The sequence below is a fragment of the Planococcus sp. VCh962 genome, from assembly GCF_057748275.1.
In genome coordinates this window covers 42,763-59,244 of record NZ_JBYLHS010000001.1, presented here as the reverse complement: position 1 = coordinate 59,244, position 16,482 = coordinate 42,763, and the positions used below count along the sequence as shown (strand labels likewise).

Below are 16,482 nucleotides of genomic sequence, written 5' to 3'. Positions count from 1 at the left end.
AACACTTTTCAGCTTAATCATCATCGTTGTTGTCATCGTCGTCATTGTCTTCATCGGTTTCCTGTTTGATGATTGAACCGTCCTTCGCATTGACTGTCACTTCGTGTTCAGTTGCTCCATTTTCAATCTCAAATTCGTATTGGGCTACACCATCTTCATTATCCAATTTCATGTCTTTCACAGTTCCATTTGCAACAGCAAGGGCTGCCGCTGTCGCTTCTTCAGAACTGATCAAACCTTCAGTTGATACGATATCATCCGAATCATCATCGTCATCGTTATCTTCTCTTTCACGTTTTTGTTCCAGTACTTCACCCGTGTTGGCATCAAATTTCAAATCGTATTCATAGCCTTCGTGTGTCACATCCACTTCATAAACCGATCTATTGCCTTCTCTCTCCAGTTCAATATCCGTGATAGTACCGTTAGCAATTTCCAACGCTTTGGCAGATGCCTCTTCGAATGTCAGCTTTGGAGCCTGCTGATTTGTTTGCTGGTTGCTGCTCTTAACATTGGAATTGCTTGAATTGGTTTCTGTGTTTCCAGCCGGGTTCAAATCTGTATTGGCCAGTACAATGCCTCCGAATGTTAATGCTCCTGCAATTACGGGGATGTAAACGAATTTTTTCATGTTAATTTCTCCTCCTCATTTGTTATATCTTTACTATAGCCCCCGCTTCTGAGAAGACGATGAGGGATTTATGAGAATTTGATGAGAAATTCATTAAGAATTCTAATGATTCAATCATCCCACTCCACGGTCAAGGTTTCACCGCGAATTGCATGAATTTGGACAGTCACTTCCTGTTCTGTATCTTCGTTTTCAATTTCCACTAAATAATAGCCGCCTTCTTCGGTTTCCACAAATTCGACTTCCTGCACTTCCCCGTCAAGTGTCTGTTTCGCAATAGTGATTGCTTCATCTTTTGAAATCACCGGGTTCGGTTTAGGCTCTGGAGCCGGTTTGCTGTCCGCTTCAACAGCCGGGTTTGTGGTGATTTTTCGAACTTCACCTGTCTTGGAAGCTATGAGCACTATTGCGATATTTTCACCATCTTTTATTTCCACTTCATATTCACGCTTCTCTTTTGAGTAAGTGACTTCTTCCAAGGTCCCATCAACTTCTTTTAACGCAGCCGCTGCTGCCTGCTCTTCTGTCAGTTCAGCTGCCTGTTCCTTTTTCTCGATGAGTTTCATCGATTCCACTTGGCCTGTCTCTTTGTTGACGATCGCGGTATAAAGGCCATCTGCTTTATCAAAGTCTACTGCAAAGCTGTCTTCAGATTCAGTTGTCCCGACTGCCTTTCCCCCGTACATTTCCAGTACCAACTGCTCTGCTTCAGCAGCACTGATGCTTTCATTGCCGATGAACGGGTTCAAGAGATAGGCGATGACAATAATGCCAAGCAAGATGGTTCCTGCTGCCATAAGCATCCATTTTCTCATCATGATCCCTCCTGGCTTGATTGTACCGTGTCAACATTAAAATCCGATGAGAAAATAATCGAAACAGTTGTCCCCATCTGTTCAATGCTTTCGATTTCCAATTCAATGCCCAGCGAATCAGCCAATTGCCTGGCAAGCGATAACCCGAGGCCCGAGCCCCCAGTTTCACGGCTTCTCGCTTTATCCACCCGGTAGAAGCGATCAAATATAAATGGCAGAGATTCTTTCGGGATACCGATGCCGTAGTCGCGAATTTGAATGATGGAGCGCCCTTCGTTTTTAGCCACCACTTCAATACGATCGCTGCTGTATTTCCGTGCATTGTCGAGCAGAATATACAATAGCTGCTTGAGCTTCGCAAGATCTGTCGTTACTAAAATATCCGGTTCGCTTGCTTGCAAATGAAACTCCCGGTTATACGAAGTCGTCAGAGCCGTAGTTGTTTGCTTTAGCACTTCCACGATGTTTACTTTCGAATATTCAAGCTGCGAATCGCTTTGCCGCGCAATATGCAATAATTGCTCGATCAAAGCTTTCATGCGGTCCGTTTCGTTTCGGATTGCGGTAAGCCCTTCATCCGCAATTTTTTCATCTTGCATCCCTTGCCGCTGCAGCAATTTTGCGTAGCTGCCGATCACCGTCAAAGGCGTCTTCAGTTCATGGGATGCATTCGATACGAACTCTTCCTGCTTTGTGTAGTTTTCTTCTAGAAGAGTCATCATTTCGTTAAATGTTTGGCCCATTTGACCGATTTCATCATTTGTCTCTTCAGTGATCTGTAATTTCTCGAATTTGCCGTTGCGCTGAATACGAGTCATCGTGCTGGTCAAATCGGTGATCGGCTTCGTAATGATCCTGCCAAGAACGATGCTCGAAATCACGACTGGAATCATGGCAAGCACTGTCACCGTAATCAGAACAAGACGCAGCGTCTGAAGATTTCCAGTTACTTCCCTCATTGATTGAGCAATCGTTAAATTTGCCACTTCTCCGTCTGTCCAAATGACAGGAGTGGTCACATAAGCAAAATGCTCACCTTCTACTTCTATGGTGCCTGAAGCTTCCGGCAAGTCTGTAGGTAGCTCGCTGGTGACAGAAGGGTCCTGTATTGTTCGAATCAGTTTCGCTCCATTCCGATTGACTTGGATTGAACCATTAACTGGCACGTACCCCCGAAGCACCGTCGAAGGATCTTCTGTCGAAGTTTCATTCAACTTTGTCACGACCACCCTGGCTTCGGTACGCAGCTGGCTGACTTCCGATGAATACGTTAAACGGCTGAATGAAAAATAAATCACTGTCATGAGCACCAGCAAAATGATCAGCATCAGCAAGGTTGTCCAAATATGGATTTTATTTTTCAGCTTCATTTATATGCTCCTTCAAAACATAACCAACGCCTCTTACGGTTTGAATATAAGTGGCAGCTTCCCCAGCATCCACTTTTTTTCGCAAATAACGGATATATACATCAATGACATTTGTGTCCCCGTAGTAATCATAGCCCCACACTGCGTTAAGCACTTGTTCCCTGCTGAGTACTTGGTGTGGATGCTGCATTAGATACAACAGCAAATCAAACTCGCGCGGCGTCAGCTCAATAGAACGCCCATTTCTGGACACTTCCCTTGTCGTTTCATTCAGTTCTAAATCCTCGAAACGGCGCACTTCGGAATGGCCGTTTCCGGCAGACAATCGCAGACAAGCACGAATGCGTGCCAGCAGCTCTTCGATTTCAAATGGTTTCGTTACATAGTCATTAGCCCCTAAATCGAGGCCGGCTACTTTATCTTTGACATCATTTTTTGCGGTCAATAAAATGACCGGCACCGTGGAATCTGAAGAACGAATGCGCTTCAATACGTCCAATCCGTGGATTTCCGGTAGCATTAAATCAAGCAAAATCAAATCCCAGTCATTTTCCCGGAATTGAATAAGGCCTTCCGACCCGGTATGGGCAACTCCTGTTTTATAGCCTTCGTATGTAAGTTCAAGCTCCAGTACACGCGCAATATTCTTTTCATCTTCTACTATCAGAATGCGTTCTGCCATTTCCGTCACCTCTTACTGATTATTCTAGCAAACATAAAGAAAAAAGCGACCCGCAGGCCGCTTACTTCAATACCGTTCTGACTAACTTGACTCTGTTTCCATAAGGCGGAAACAGGATATTAGTCGAAAATTTAGTGGATTTTTTCAATATTGATTTGGTATGCGTAAATGTTTCAAAACTTGCTTTTCCATGATAAGAATTGATGCCGGAAGTTCCGATACCGCCAAACGGCAGATATGGGCTGCCAACATGGGATACCGTGTCATTGATGCATCCCCCGCCGAACGGCAGTTCTTCCAGGAAAAAGTTGATGGCCCGTTCATTTTCTGAAAACATATACGCCGATAGTGGCTTTGGCATTTTTCGGATATGGCGCAATAATGCCGGAAGGTCAGTATATGTAACGACCGGAAGAATCGGACCAAATAGTTCTTCTTCCATGGAAGGGCTATTCCATTGGATATTCTCAAGGACAACCGGTTCGATATAGCGCTCATCCCGGTTCATCTTGCCGCCTGTTACGATATGGGGGGATTCCTTTTCAATGATTGAAGCCAACCGGTCAAAGTGCTGCAATGAAACGATGCGGCCATAATCCGGACTTTCATGTGCATTTTTGCCATAAAAGCTTTGGATAGCTTTGACCAGCTTTTTCATAAACTCTTCTTTCACGGACTCATGCACACATACATAATCCGGAGCGACACAAGTTTGTCCTGTATTCATCAATTTCCCCCAAGCAATTCGTTTCGCCGCCAAATCCAGGTTGGCAGTTTGGTCGACAATTGCCGGGCTTTTCCCTCCCAGCTCCAATGTGATGGGAGTCAAACGCTCAGAAGCTGCTTTCATGATGACTTTGCCGACATTAACGCTGCCGGTAAAGAAAATATAATCGAACGGTGCGTGGATAAGCGCAGTCACTTCTTCCCTTTCACCTTCCACCACTTGTATATAATAGGCTGGAAACGTTTTTTCAATCAGCTGTCGAATCACCCGTGTGACATTGGGGGTAGTCTCAGACGGTTTAATAACAGCGCAGTTGCCGCCGATAATGGCACCAATCAACGGTTCCATGATCAATTGAAAAGGATAATTGAACGGTCCGATGATCAATACAGAGCCGTAAGGTTCCCGCAGCACAAAACTTTTTGCAGGCTGAAAATGCAGCGGCGTCTTCACTTGTTCGGGCTCCATCCATTCCTCCAGATGCTTCGTCATAAAACCGATGCTGTCGAGAACAAATCCTACTTCTGTCGTATAAGCCTCAAATTCGCTCTTGCCCAAATCTTTTTTCAACGCTTGCGTAATATCTTTCTCGTATTCTACAATGGCTTGCTTTAACCGCTGGAGCTGTGCTTTGCGGAAACTGGCGTTTTTTGTGGCACCGGTATAAAAAAAGTCATGCTGTTGTTCAATCATCTTTTCGACGCTTGCGGACGTAACTTCCATTATTGGAACCTCCTCGTTAATACGATCATTTTAGTTCTTTACCCGTTATCAGTTCCGGCAATCAATTTTTCTGAAGTAAATGATCAATATGCCGCTGAACAACCAAGCCTTCTTCAAAAGTGACTAGAAAAGTCGACTGGGAGCGCATGGCATCAAATAAAGTCGGTACTTCCACAAAGTCTGTGATTTGTTTCCGCTCTTCGTATTTCCACTCTACGTATAGATTCGACCAATTCTCAAGTGTCAATACACCGTCATCACCATAAACCTTAAATTGCAACAACTCTTTTTGGCCGATTCCGCTGAGGCCTGAGATTAAAAAAGGAATATTGCGGATAGTCAATCCATGGGCTACGATGCCGGTTTCGCATTTGTCCTCTTGTTCCGGATAACTGATTTGATGCGATACAATGCTCAGGTCCCCAAATACCCGGTTCAACAGCTGCAAATAATGCGGAAATACTTCACGAACAAAGCCGCCTTGGCTTCTTGAGGCAATCCATGGATTTTGCTGCCAAGCCCGCGGCCAATCCGGGAAAAAAGTCTGCAATTCAATTCGCGTTATTTTACCGATATCGCCACTGCGGATTCGCTTGACCATGTCATGGACAGCCGGAGAGTACATTAAAGGAAAATGCATTGCAGTCCGTACGCGGCTTTTTTCAACAGCTGCTACCATTTCTTCTCCGTCTGCTGCGTTATGTGCCAAAGGCTTTTCACTTAACACATGTATTCCGGCACTTGCAGCGCGGTTGGCAATTTCTGAATGTGACGCTGGTGGTGTACCGATATACAGCCAATCAATATTAGAATGAAGAATCGAATCGAGCGAATCAACGATCGGGACCCCATATGTTTCATGAAGATATTGAAGCCGATCCTGCTGTACATCAAAGACTCCCTTGATCACTATTTTGCCGTCTTGCTGAATTTGCTTAATGATGCGTTCCCCTACTATACCTGCTCCAATAATGCCGATTGAGATCATCCTATCCCTCTTTTCTGCAAGGCTAAAGGCTTATTTTACTTCTTTCTGTTTATAAGTGTAACCTTTAGGGGTATAGAATAGTCAAACAATTACAATGCCATTGGAGGAGGAATTTACGATGAACAAACAAACAAACTGGTGGGAACCGATTTTTTCTGGAGAACTGGAAGTGGGATTAAACAAAGACAAATTGGACGATATGGAAAAAGAGTCATTTCTATATTTTGACGAATCTCAAATCGACCTGGAGTCACATGCTTAATTGAGGTACTTACTAGCTGAATATAGTCGCTGCAGTACATAAAAAACGCCTTGTTCAATGATTCATTGAGAAGGCGTTTTGTCATGTCTGGATTCTTTTGCACAGTTCCTCTATATAAAAACAGCGCTGAATAACAAGGATCCGGCATTCGTTCCTGCAGATGTGCCAACAGTTTTGGTTGCAAGCTGCCCAAGTAGTAAATATAATGAAAAAATGGAAGCAGGGATCAATATGAAGAGAATTTTTGGCTTATTAACAGCATTATTATTGCTTACAGGGTGTGGAATGCTGGATTCCACCGATACAGCTGGAACTAAGGACCGCATTGACGTAGAAGTCACCTCAGTTATTGACGGCGATACCATTAAAATCATGTATGAAGGAAAAGAAGAAACGGTTCGTTATCTGCTGATTGATACTCCCGAAACGAACCATCCAAGACTTGGAAAACAGCCGCTTGGCAGCGAAGCCACCGCCGAAAATAAACGGCTCATCGAATCAGGCAATGTGTCTATTGAATTTGATGTAGGCGACCGCTTTGATGACTACGGACGAATGCTCGCCTATATTTATGTAGATGGAGAAAACGTGCAGGAACTAATGCTTGAAGCCGGACTTGCCCGTGTTGCCTACGTGTATCCCCCAAACACCCGCTATCTGGATGAATTTGAAGAAGCTGAAAAAGCTGCAAAAAATGCTGGCATCGGTATTTGGGAATTCGAAAATTATTCGACCGACCGCGGATTTGATGCAGATGCTTATGGTGAGGTAAGCGGGCATAGCACACAAAATTCTAATGACAGCAAGTGCCGGATCAAAGGAAATATTAACCGCAGCGGGGATAAAATCTATCATCTGCCTGATGAAGGTTCATATGAACAAACCAATCCTGAGGAATGGTTTTGTACAGAACAAGAAGCACGGGATGCAGGATTTAGAAGCACAGGAAGATAACGGAGGAGGCCTTTTATGCAAGTCATCGTTCTACGGCTCGACTACCACGCGTCCAATATCATAGAACAGTTCCAACAGCAGGCACATGCCGCAAGCTTAAAGCAGGAAGTCGCTTTACCGCCGCATATAACGCTGCAGTCATTCAACCAAACTAATCCGATCGAACTGAAAAAAGCAATTGAACATTGGGCTAGTCATACTGAGCAGCTCTCTTTATCGTTTGCATCTCTTGGATTTTTCAAACAGCAAGGTTGTTTTTTTGCTTCTCCCGTTTATACAAAACCGCTGGCTCAGCTGCATGAAGCGTTAAATCTTTCAACGCGTGAATTCACTGGACAAAAGAAATTTTATATGCCCGAACACTGGGTGCCGCATTCCACAATCATCAACAACATTGCCCCTCCATTTTGGGGTCCGATGTTCGCCCGCCTTTCAATGGAGTTTCAGCCATTTGAAGGCAAAGCTATCGCCATTGAGTGCTGGTCATTGATTCAAGGCAAAGCACAAACCGAATGGAGCATTTTTCTTTCCGAATAGATGATCGACTTTTTAGCGGGGCACTATAAAGTTATGCTTTTCATGGGAAACAAGTTTTCTGAACCCAGCTGGAGACCGCTGTTTTGACAAGATAAATAGTAATTTTAATACAGTTTAACTACAAACCGTTGATAGATACAATCAATTTAAGTAGCGTTTCAATCCTGTAGACCTGAAAGTTCGACCTTAACACTTTGTTACTTCTGTTAAATTTCAGAAGAATGGGGTGTTTTTATATTTTCAGATCAGCTCAAGAATAAAAAAGTTGTCAAAAAATGATTTCCTATAAACGTATCGAAGAATAAATCTAAAATAGAAAACCTTTCGTTGAGCATTCGAGCATGGCAACTCTATATTTTTTCAAAAAGCTCTTGGGTAAGATATGCCTTTGTTTAATTTTTTTCATTTTATATTCTCTTCTAAGCGTATGAAAAACCGAATTCCCAGAGCTGATGGGAATTCGGTGAGTGTAAAGCTTGAATCTAGCGGAATTAAGCATCTGGAGTTTCGACACGCTTCCGGTGATTCAAGCCCTGTTCTTTGATGCCTGCTTTCCAAAAAAGCGGTGCATCTTTTGGCAATTTCCCGAAAGCAAAACCGGCAAACGGAACAAAGCGGTGGAAAAACCAAATGAAAAGATAGCAGAATACGACTGCTAGTACGAATTGAAGCCAAATCATGATATGCCAAGATAGGCCTGTTCCTTTTGTCGAAAAGAACAGCATCACATAATACAGAATAAAAGGATGCACCAAATAATAGCCGAAGGAATAAGAGGCTACATACTTCAGATTGGTGGTTGTTTTTTTGCTGAAGAAGGCAGCAAACTTCTCGGAAATATAAAAGAAGAAGAGCGCCCCCAGTGTCAAGTAGACGATTCCGATCAAGCGGTAATAGGCAATCGGAATCTCGACCCTTTCCCCGAACAGATTACGGTAATGGATTGAAATGAAAATTATTCCGCATAGAAGTGAACCGGCGCCAGCCAATAGGATTTTCCGGCTGGTAATTTTAGCGGATACCGTTTCATAATGAATGCCGATCCAGGCACCCAATGAGAACGCTGCAAAATAGTTCAAGAAAAAGTGCGTCGAAGTTAAGCGGTATTCCATATTCAATACAAAAAAGATAAATTCAATCAAAAAACCGATAAGCCATAAGTACTTTTGCAGAAACTTGGAATGACGAACTATAACAAGGATTATCGGGAAAATAAGATAAAATTGTACAATTAGATAAATAAACCAGAGCTGGTAATGACTTTCCCCATTCAATAACCGGTGCCAGACTTCTCCAAGATTCAATGTTCTGGCGCCAAGATAGACATTAAAGAATTCATAGAAAATCGACCAAACGAGATAAGGGATAATAATATAGGTTACCCGTTTTTTAAAGTAGGACTTAAAGACATCCTTTGTCAATACGCGTGTCCGATAGTTATAGAAAAATACAATGCCGACCAGCATAATGAACAGAGAGGATTCTACCCGGATTATCCGATTAATGAAATGATAGAACTGATGTTGATATGTAAAAGGTTCAAACAAATGGAAGATCTGAGCGGTAGTATGAACAAGGACCACCATCAGCATGGCCATAATACGAATATAATAAATAGAACTGATTTCTTTTTTCAGAACAGTCCAACTCCTTCCTTTTTTAAAATTTTTATGGTTAAAAGCCCCATCATTTTTCAATATATGTCCACCGTATCCCAGCATTTTCAACATAAAATTATTAAGTTTTGCCTTTAAACATTGATGGGGCTTTTATCTATTGATGAACCAGTTTCAAGACATGACAATCAATGTCCCTTATCAGGGAATAAGCTTGGTTAGATAGTTTCTTCTGCTCGTTATTGTACTATATTTTCCTTGTCATTTGTTACAGTCATTCAATAACTGATAAATTAAAGATTAAAAATTAAATCTAAAAGAAACAGTTTATTGCTCTAATTCCTCATTCCAAATTTTCAGTGCTTCTATCCACTGATTATTATTTTAAATATTTTTCATAAAACTATTGTAGTGTACATGTCGAACGTATATAATAACTTAGGTAGAAGTAACTTAAGCGTTGTTATAGCATCGTTTACCTCGATTCCTTAGCTCAGCTGGGAGAGCGCTACCTTGACAGGGTAGAGGTCGCTGGTTCGAGCCCAGTAGGAATCATAGGGTGCCAAACCCGTTGTAAACTTTAGGAACAAAGTTTGCAGAGAAAAAGCTGTTGCCTTCGGGCAGCAGCTTTTTTATTTTTCAAAAACCCCGGAGAGAAGCTTGATGCTTCTCTCCGGGGTTTTTGAATTATGCTGCTGAGGTATGCGAAACTTTCTTTTCCCTGGACATCCATTGAATGGCAAACAGGATAATAAACACTACCACACCTATATATGAATACAAGCCTTCCGGATAAATTAACGCTAAACCAGTAACCAAAGCGATAATCCGTTCAATCCAATTGAGTTTCCGGTACCAATATCCGATCAGTCCGGCCCCTACTGCTATCATCCCGGCAAAAGCCGTAAGGACTACCCAAGTCAATTCCGGCCAGGTCGTATCAATCATTAACAGCGTTGGAGACAATACAAACATATACGGAATAATAAAGGCAGCGGCCGCCAATTTAGCAGAAATTATGCCAGTCCGAATCGGCTCTCCACCGGAAATGCCGGATGCTGCGAATGCAGCTAGTGCAACCGGCGGCGTAATATCGGCGATAATCCCAAAATAGAATACGAAGAGATGGGCAGAAATCGCGACAACCATCGGTACGGCAGCTCCTGCAGGTTCGTCAAGCATTAATAAGGTAATTATGGCAGGGGCAGCAATTGTGGACGTGATTACATAGTTTGCTGTTGTCGGAGAACCCATTCCGAGAACAATTGCAGCGAGCATAGTAAAGAATAAAGTCAATAAGATGCTGCCTCCTGACGCTGAAATCAGCCCGTTTGCCAAGCTTAATCCCAAACCGGTCTTCACCACTACTCCTACGATAATGCCCGCTGCAGCTGTGGCAGCACCTACAGCAAGAGCGGTTCGCGCGCCGTCCACTAAAGCATGGACCATATCCTTAAAACTTAACCGTGTTTCTTTATTGATGGCACTGACTAAGATCGTAGCAAGAATACCATACAATGCAGCGTGCATGGTCGGAACTCCGATCATCAAGAAGACAATTATAATTAAAATTGGAAGCAAAAGATGTATTTTCTTCAATACCTCTTTACGGTCAGGCATTTCTTCTTTCGAAAGGCCACGGAGGCCAACCCGTTTCGCTTCAAAATGCGTCATGATCCAAACACCTGAAAAATACAGAATTGCAGGAATAGCAGCAGCTTTAGCAATATCCCAGTAACTGATGCCCCCGATAAATTCCACCATTAAGAAAGCGGCTGCTCCCATAATAGGCGGCATAATTTGGCCACCTGTGGAAGACGTTGCTTCCACGGCCCCTGCGAATTCTTTGTTATAGCCAAGCTTTTTCATCATTGGAATTGTGTATGCCCCAGACGTTACAACGTTGGCCACAGAACTTCCTGAAATGGTTCCTTGCAGAGCGCTGGAGAAAATCGCAACTTTTGCTGGTCCTCCAATTAAATGACCGGCAAGAGATACGGATAAATCATTAAAATATTCCCCGACTCCCGTCTTCACCAAAAATGCGCCAAACAATAAATAAACAAAAATGAACGTTGCTGAAACAGCTAGAGGCGTTCCTAAAATTCCGTCAGTAGTATAGAACATCAACTGGATGACGGACTCCAGATCCTGTCCTCGGTGCCTTAAAAATCCGGGGAAATAAGGACCAAAAAAGGTATACGATAAAAATACTGAAGAGATAATTGTAATAGGCAATCCAACAGCCCGGCGAGTTGCTTCTAAAGTCAGCAGGATAGCAAGTATTCCGACAAACAAATCCAAATCTGTCACTCGGCCGATCCGGAATACCAAATCATCATACATTAACGGCCAGTAAGCTCCAACTACGATTGACAGCAAAGATAAAATATAATCATAAAAAGGTACTTTGCGCCGATCTCCTTTTTTCTTAAAGGCAGGAAACAAAAGAAAGATTAACGACAAGGCAAAGCCTAAGTGAATCGACCTCTGCAAATATGCTGTAAACTGCCCGTTGATGGCGGTATAGAGCTGAAACAGTGAAAATGCCAATAACCCATAAAATACAATATGTTTAGCAATTCCCATTAAATCGCGTGTATTTGATTCAGGATCGTATTTTTGTAAAATTTCTTTTTGTTTTTCTTCAGAAATATAGGTTTCCTCTTCTGGAGGCAGTTTCAATTTCTCTTTCTCTTCTGGGGGCAGCTCATGGCTCATCGATGTTCACTCCTCTTAATTGTTGGATAAGAGATAGTCGCTTGACTTGAAATGTGTATGATTGGCCGCGTTTTAGGATTTTCTTTAAATCGTACTCCTGACCATTGCTCAAAAAAGAAAGGCCAGCATCCACATCGCCAATAAAAATTCTGAAATCAGGCACTTCTCTTTTCATGCCGGCAATAATATATTTTCCGTCTTTTTCGACAAAAGTTTCCCCTTCTCCTGCATTAGAAGGCATCCCAATATTAAAATCTTCATATTCCAGTTGAACTATTCTCAAGCGATTATCAGGAAGCACTTGATAACTTTCCAGTACCTCTGATAAATGGACGGAATGAGTATACTTGATTTGAAAATTCGTATCTTTAACAGGCAAACGTAAAGCAATATGCCCGGTTTCATTGTCAATAAAGATGTAATTTTTGTTAACAGGAACGATTGCAGCTGTACAGAATAATATAAGGACCGTTAATACGAGTAGAAATGGCTGCACCGGTTTTGGTTCCATTGCATATGCTCGCTCCTCTTACGAAAAAATAAATAACGACGATAAAGCTTTCGCTTTATCGTCACTTAGTCAGATATTATTTGTTCACTTCATCAAAATACTTTTGTGCACCTGGATGTACATCGATTCCGATGCCTTCCAGAGCAGTTTCTGCTTTAATGAACTCTGCTTTTGCATGTTGGATTTGATCGGTGTTTTCATAAATCGCTTTTGTGATGTCATAAACTAGATCTTCAGAAAGCTCATTTTGTACTACCAGCATCGCCAGTACAGAAACAGTCGGAACATCTTCTGTTAACCCGTATGTTCCTGATTTAATTGTATCGTTCGTATAATAAGGATATTTTTCAATCAGTTCCTTAGCCTTGTCTTCTGCCACAGGGACGATTCTAACATCGGCAGTCGCACTTAAACTTTCAACAGCCCCTGTAGGTGTCCCAGCGGTAATGAATGCAGCATCGATTTGCCCTGCTTGCAAACTTTCCTGGGATTCAGCAAAATCCAGGTTCTGTGCTTCAATGTCTTTCATCGTCATGCCATGGATTTCAAGCAGCTGTTCTGCATTGATATACGTACCGGATCCTGGTGCACCGACCGAGACTTTTTTCCCTTTTAAATCTTCAAAAGAAGCAATACCGGCATTCGCAGTAGTCACCAATTGGACTGTTTCAGGATAAAGCGCGCCAATTGCAGATACCGTATCAATTACTTCACCTTCAAACATATTTGTACCTTCCGCTGCATAATATGCCGTATCCGTTTGGACAAAAGCAATCTGGGCACCGCCATCAGCAAGTGCTGTCATATTAGCCGCAGAAGCCTGAGAAGATTCAGCAGTCGTATCAATTCCCGTCTCGTTTTCTATAATGGTTGCCATTGCTCCACCTAATGGATAATAAGTACCAGTGGTTCCGCCTGTTAAGATGCTAAGAAATTCAGGATCTGCAGAACCCCCGCCTTCTCCTCCTTCTCCGCTGTCAGTTGCTGTGTCTCCTCCGCATCCTGCCAGAAAAATCGACCCAGCTAATGTAATTGCAGCGAACACTCCCAATTTTTTGTTTGCCATAAAATAAATTCCCCCTTTTTTGAATATTGCAACTTCATCATAACATGCCTTTAGACTTGTTTACCATCTGAATTTTCCAAAAATTATGAGAAAAACGAACCCTTTTATGTTTCTGCGCCTTCCACATGAGTTTCAGGGGCTGTGTCTTTCGGAGCCACATCTTCAAACGTCATTCCTTTTTCCTCTAAATCTCTCGTGCGATGAGCTATGCGCGCAGATGCACATGCCGCTACACTGGCTACAAGATCATCTAGGAAAGTATGGACTCCTCCGCCGATTTTCGTATCCAATTTCCGGATAATCCCGACTTTGTTTTTATCTAAATGACCAAAAGTAGTAACCGCAATACTGCCATATGTTAAAACAGCACCAAGTCCAATCATTTCATCAACTCCGAACAACCCTTCATCCGAACCAACAATCTGCTGGAGCGGATGCGACAACTTCCCTTGTTCTGCCAGTTCGTCCAATTCAATTCCTACTAGTAATGCATGCTGCATTTCACGTTTCCTAAGAACACTTTCCACTGACTCAATACAATGGTCAATTGTTAGCCCATCGTTATAAGGCAATTGCATTTCCAATACAATTTTTGCGATTTCTTCACTTTTCACACCTCTGCGCTCCAATGCTTCAAGAGTCGCTTTTGTTATTTCTTCCGAATGTACACGGAATTTCCCTCCATCCATAAGTCATATCCCCTTCCATAATGTCTTTAGCTTTCTTGCCCATTATACCTCTACCGATGAATATGTTACAATTTTCGTACAGAAAGCACTAGGAGGTCTATTGATGAACAGAGGAACGGTACAGGATTTATCCATTTACAGTAAGGAATTGCAGGAAGATATACAACTGTTGGTTTACCTTCCAGCTAATTTTTCACCACTATATAAATATACTTTGATTATTGCATCTGACGGCAAAGACTATTTCCAGCTGGGCCGTGTGCCGCGTATTGCGGATGAATTATTGGAAAACAACGAAATTGAAAACATTATATTCGTTGGTGTTCCATATAAAAATGTGAAAGACCGCAGCAGCAAGTACGAGCCGACCGGTGAAAAGCATGGCGCATACTTACGCTTTTTAGCGCACGAACTGGTGCCTTATTTGGATGAAAATTACCCAACTTATCAAGTCGGAATGGGACGTGCTTTAATCGGAGACTCACTAGCAGCCACCGTATCACTCAGCGCCGCATTAAAATATCCAAACATCTTTGGCCGCGTAATTCTGCAGTCTCCTAAAGTAAGCGATGAATTGATGGAAACGGTAGATGCGTTTAATTCAGCTAATGCATTTACGGTTTACCATGTAATTGGAAAAGGCGAAACTGCTGTAAAGTTAATGTCCGGAGAAACCGCAGACTTTCTGGAACCTAATCGAAAATTAAACAAATTACTGAAAAATAAAGGGTTTTCTATCTTTTATGAAGAATTTGAAGGAGACCATACATGGAAGCATTGGCAACCTGACTTAAAAAGGGCTTTGCTGCAGAACTTCGGTTTATAACTGTCAATTCACGGCTTTCATGTTTTTTTGGTATAATAAATATTGAAGTATTACTACAGACTAGGAGGGCTTTTTATGAAATTCGGTGTTGTCGCATTCCCATCTAAAAAACTTCAGGACGTTGCAAACTCTTATCGCAAACGTTATGATCCCCATTATGAATTGATTACACCGCATATGACGTTAAAAGATGCGTTTGAGGTTGATGAAAATCAAATTAAAGACATGGTAAAAGAATTAACTGAAATTGTGAAGCGCCACAAACCTTTTCAGCTTCACGCAACTCGCGTCAGTACTTTTGCGCCTTTAACAAATACACTCTATTTTAAAATTGACCCAAATCCTGAAATCTTATCTCTTCACGAAGACTTGCATAAAGATTTCTTTAGCAGCCAGCCGAAATATTCGTATGTGCCGCATGTAACGATTGCTCAAAAAATGTCTGATTCCGAACATGCAGATATTTTTGGCCAATTGAAAATGGTAGGCATTGACCATGAAGAAACAATTGACCGTATTCATTTGCTTTATCAATTAGAAGATGGTTCATGGACCGTTTATGATACTTTTCGTTTATCAGGAGATGACCAGTAAGTGATTAAGGTGAAAATAGCAGAAAAACCTATTGAAAAAGAGCAAGCATATGATGTAAGACGAAAAGTGTTCGTCGAAGAACAAGGAATACCATTGCACATCGAATTAGATGAGTTCGATGATACAGCCGTTCATTTTGTTGCCTACGAACTGGAACAGCCAATAGCTGCAGCCCGTATACGAGAACTCGAAATGGGCATCGGAAAAATTGAGCGCGTGTGTGTTCTTCCGGAATACCGCGGCCAACATGTCGGCCTATTGATGATGAACGAAATGGAGCAATATGCACAAAAAGCCGGATTATTCACTTTAAAATTAAATGCCCAATCCTATGCTGTTCCTTTCTACGAAAAAATGGACTACTCCGTAAATTCTCCAGAATTCCTGGATGCCGGTGTACCTCACCGGGCAATGGAGAAAAAGATCATATAAAAAAAACAGGACTCACAAAGAGTCCTGTTTTTTACATTTGAGTAAGAAAGTTGAAATTCATTTTAGTTTTAAACATTTTATTGAAATTCCGCCAATCCGCTTCATCGCTGCGCTAGCTTCAAGACATGAAAGGATGTTGCAGGGTCTAGGCCGTCTCATCGCTTGGGCTGCCCCACAGGCAAGACATTGACCGACGCCTGCGTGGGCAAGTCTTTACTCCTTATCTGGAGAACAGGAAGCAACAAAAGAGAGTTTTCTCAAACAAGCACTGTTTCAGAGAATCACAAAAGGTGATTAAACGAAGTTGAATGCAGAGAAAGGCGGCGACTCCTGCGGAA

The 16,482-nt window shown here is 42.2% G+C and carries 17 protein-coding genes and 1 tRNA gene; 7 read left to right on the top strand and 11 right to left on the bottom strand.

Features of this window, described 5'->3' with window-relative positions:
* Positions 1–13: 13 nt before the first annotated feature.
* From AC3AQ9_RS00285 to AC3AQ9_RS00260, 6 genes are all read right to left on the bottom strand, one after another.
* Positions 14–631, bottom strand: a complete 618-nt coding sequence (locus AC3AQ9_RS00285) for a PepSY domain-containing protein (RefSeq protein ID WP_488305466.1) — start codon at positions 629–631, stop codon at positions 14–16.
* A gap of 110 nt (positions 632–741) precedes the next feature.
* The gene (locus tag AC3AQ9_RS00280) at positions 742–1,446 is read right to left on the bottom strand and encodes a PepSY domain-containing protein (protein ID WP_488305465.1); all 705 of its coding nucleotides are present in this window, start codon (positions 1,444–1,446) and stop codon (positions 742–744) included.
* A complete protein-coding gene (locus tag AC3AQ9_RS00275; RefSeq protein WP_488305464.1) occupies positions 1,446–2,816 on the bottom strand; it encodes a sensor histidine kinase in 1,371 nt (456 codons plus the stop codon). Before AC3AQ9_RS00275 ends, AC3AQ9_RS00280 begins: the two co-directional genes overlap by 1 nt.
* Positions 2,800–3,498, bottom strand: a complete 699-nt coding sequence (locus AC3AQ9_RS00270; protein ID WP_488305463.1) for a response regulator transcription factor — start codon at positions 3,496–3,498, stop codon at positions 2,800–2,802. The genes AC3AQ9_RS00275 and AC3AQ9_RS00270 overlap by 17 nt, the downstream gene beginning before the upstream one ends.
* 61 nt (positions 3,499–3,559) lie before the next feature.
* A complete protein-coding gene (locus AC3AQ9_RS00265) occupies positions 3,560–4,948 on the bottom strand; it encodes an aldehyde dehydrogenase (protein ID WP_488305462.1) in 1,389 nt (462 codons plus the stop codon).
* A gap of 61 nt (positions 4,949–5,009) precedes the next feature.
* Complete coding sequence (locus AC3AQ9_RS00260) at positions 5,010–5,936, bottom strand: Gfo/Idh/MocA family protein (RefSeq protein ID WP_488305461.1); 927 nt, start codon at positions 5,934–5,936, stop codon at positions 5,010–5,012.
* Between the two features lie 118 nt (positions 5,937–6,054).
* Here AC3AQ9_RS00260 and AC3AQ9_RS00255 point away from each other — a divergent pair, with 118 nt between their 5' ends.
* The 3 genes from AC3AQ9_RS00255 to AC3AQ9_RS00245 all read left to right on the top strand — a co-directional run bounded on the left by AC3AQ9_RS00255 (position 6,055) and on the right by AC3AQ9_RS00245 (position 7,689).
* Positions 6,055–6,198, top strand: coding sequence for a hypothetical protein (locus AC3AQ9_RS00255; RefSeq protein ID WP_488305460.1), 144 nt, complete (start codon positions 6,055–6,057; stop codon positions 6,196–6,198).
* Between the two features lie 231 nt (positions 6,199–6,429).
* Positions 6,430–7,152, top strand: a complete 723-nt coding sequence (locus AC3AQ9_RS00250) for a thermonuclease family protein (protein ID WP_488305459.1) — start codon at positions 6,430–6,432, stop codon at positions 7,150–7,152.
* Between the two features lie 15 nt (positions 7,153–7,167).
* Positions 7,168–7,689 carry a 2'-5' RNA ligase family protein gene (locus tag AC3AQ9_RS00245; RefSeq protein ID WP_488305458.1) on the top strand — a complete coding sequence of 174 codons (522 nt, stop codon included), beginning with the start codon at positions 7,168–7,170 and terminating at the stop codon, positions 7,687–7,689.
* Between the two features lie 491 nt (positions 7,690–8,180).
* Here the strand turns inward: AC3AQ9_RS00245 and AC3AQ9_RS00240 are convergent, their stop codons facing one another.
* Positions 8,181–9,386 (bottom strand): acyltransferase, encoded by a 1,206-nt coding sequence (locus AC3AQ9_RS00240; RefSeq protein ID WP_488305457.1) that lies wholly within the window; start codon positions 9,384–9,386, stop codon positions 8,181–8,183.
* 401 nt (positions 9,387–9,787) lie between these two features.
* Here AC3AQ9_RS00240 and AC3AQ9_RS00235 point away from each other — a divergent pair.
* Positions 9,788–9,860, top strand: a tRNA-Val gene (locus AC3AQ9_RS00235).
* A gap of 132 nt (positions 9,861–9,992) precedes the next feature.
* On the opposite strand, the gene AC3AQ9_RS00230 is transcribed toward AC3AQ9_RS00235, so the two are convergent.
* The 4 genes from AC3AQ9_RS00230 to AC3AQ9_RS00215 form a co-directional block, all read right to left on the bottom strand.
* On the bottom strand, positions 9,993–12,026 hold the full coding sequence (locus AC3AQ9_RS00230) for a TRAP transporter permease (protein ID WP_488305456.1): 2,034 nt from the start codon (positions 12,024–12,026) through the stop codon (positions 9,993–9,995).
* Positions 12,016–12,537: a DUF1850 domain-containing protein gene (locus AC3AQ9_RS00225; protein WP_488305455.1), complete on the bottom strand. Its 522-nt coding sequence runs from the start codon at positions 12,535–12,537 to the stop codon at positions 12,016–12,018. The genes AC3AQ9_RS00230 and AC3AQ9_RS00225 overlap by 11 nt, the downstream gene beginning before the upstream one ends.
* Before the next feature lie 76 nt (positions 12,538–12,613).
* Entirely contained in the window at positions 12,614–13,603 is a 990-nt protein-coding gene (locus tag AC3AQ9_RS00220; protein ID WP_488305454.1) for a TAXI family TRAP transporter solute-binding subunit, read from the bottom strand.
* A 104-nt stretch (positions 13,604–13,707) separates the two neighbouring features.
* Positions 13,708–14,292 carry a phosphatidylglycerophosphatase A family protein gene (locus AC3AQ9_RS00215; protein WP_488305453.1) on the bottom strand — a complete coding sequence of 195 codons (585 nt, stop codon included), beginning with the start codon at positions 14,290–14,292 and terminating at the stop codon, positions 13,708–13,710.
* Positions 14,293–14,395: 103 nt separating this feature from the next.
* Here AC3AQ9_RS00215 and AC3AQ9_RS00210 point away from each other — a divergent pair, with 103 nt between their 5' ends.
* The 3 genes from AC3AQ9_RS00210 to AC3AQ9_RS00200 all read left to right on the top strand — a co-directional run bounded on the left by AC3AQ9_RS00210 (position 14,396) and on the right by AC3AQ9_RS00200 (position 16,144).
* On the top strand, positions 14,396–15,118 hold the full coding sequence (locus AC3AQ9_RS00210) for an alpha/beta hydrolase (protein WP_488305452.1): 723 nt from the start codon (positions 14,396–14,398) through the stop codon (positions 15,116–15,118).
* Positions 15,119–15,193: 75 nt separating this feature from the next.
* Complete coding sequence (locus AC3AQ9_RS00205) at positions 15,194–15,712, top strand: YjcG family protein (RefSeq protein ID WP_488305451.1); 519 nt, start codon at positions 15,194–15,196, stop codon at positions 15,710–15,712.
* Complete coding sequence (locus AC3AQ9_RS00200) at positions 15,713–16,144, top strand: GNAT family N-acetyltransferase (protein ID WP_488305450.1); 432 nt, start codon at positions 15,713–15,715, stop codon at positions 16,142–16,144.
* Positions 16,145–16,482: the final 338 nt, after the last annotated feature.

Bases quoted from the DNA above. Each gene is read 5' to 3' on its own strand.
- AC3AQ9_RS00285 (WP_488305466.1), bottom strand. From the start codon at position 631: ATGAAAAAATTCGTTTACATCCCCGTAATTGCAGGAGCATTAACATTC.
- AC3AQ9_RS00280 (WP_488305465.1), bottom strand. From the start codon at position 1,446: ATGAGAAAATGGATGCTTATGGCAGCAGGAACCATCTTGCTTGGCATT.
- AC3AQ9_RS00275 (WP_488305464.1), bottom strand. From the start codon at position 2,816: ATGAAGCTGAAAAATAAAATCCATATTTGGACAACCTTGCTGATGCTG.
- AC3AQ9_RS00270 (WP_488305463.1), bottom strand. From the start codon at position 3,498: ATGGCAGAACGCATTCTGATAGTAGAAGATGAAAAGAATATTGCGCGT.
- AC3AQ9_RS00265 (WP_488305462.1), bottom strand. From the start codon at position 4,948: ATGGAAGTTACGTCCGCAAGCGTCGAAAAGATGATTGAACAACAGCAT.
- AC3AQ9_RS00260 (WP_488305461.1), bottom strand. From the start codon at position 5,936: ATGATCTCAATCGGCATTATTGGAGCAGGTATAGTAGGGGAACGCATC.
- AC3AQ9_RS00255 (WP_488305460.1), top strand. From the start codon at position 6,055: ATGAACAAACAAACAAACTGGTGGGAACCGATTTTTTCTGGAGAACTG.
- AC3AQ9_RS00250 (WP_488305459.1), top strand. From the start codon at position 6,430: ATGAAGAGAATTTTTGGCTTATTAACAGCATTATTATTGCTTACAGGG.
- AC3AQ9_RS00245 (WP_488305458.1), top strand. From the start codon at position 7,168: ATGCAAGTCATCGTTCTACGGCTCGACTACCACGCGTCCAATATCATA.
- AC3AQ9_RS00230 (WP_488305456.1), bottom strand. From the start codon at position 12,026: ATGAGCCATGAGCTGCCCCCAGAAGAGAAAGAGAAATTGAAACTGCCT.
- AC3AQ9_RS00225 (WP_488305455.1), bottom strand. From the start codon at position 12,537: ATGGAACCAAAACCGGTGCAGCCATTTCTACTCGTATTAACGGTCCTT.
- AC3AQ9_RS00220 (WP_488305454.1), bottom strand. From the start codon at position 13,603: ATGGCAAACAAAAAATTGGGAGTGTTCGCTGCAATTACATTAGCTGGG.
- AC3AQ9_RS00215 (WP_488305453.1), bottom strand. From the start codon at position 14,292: ATGGATGGAGGGAAATTCCGTGTACATTCGGAAGAAATAACAAAAGCG.
- AC3AQ9_RS00210 (WP_488305452.1), top strand. From the start codon at position 14,396: ATGAACAGAGGAACGGTACAGGATTTATCCATTTACAGTAAGGAATTG.
- AC3AQ9_RS00205 (WP_488305451.1), top strand. From the start codon at position 15,194: ATGAAATTCGGTGTTGTCGCATTCCCATCTAAAAAACTTCAGGACGTT.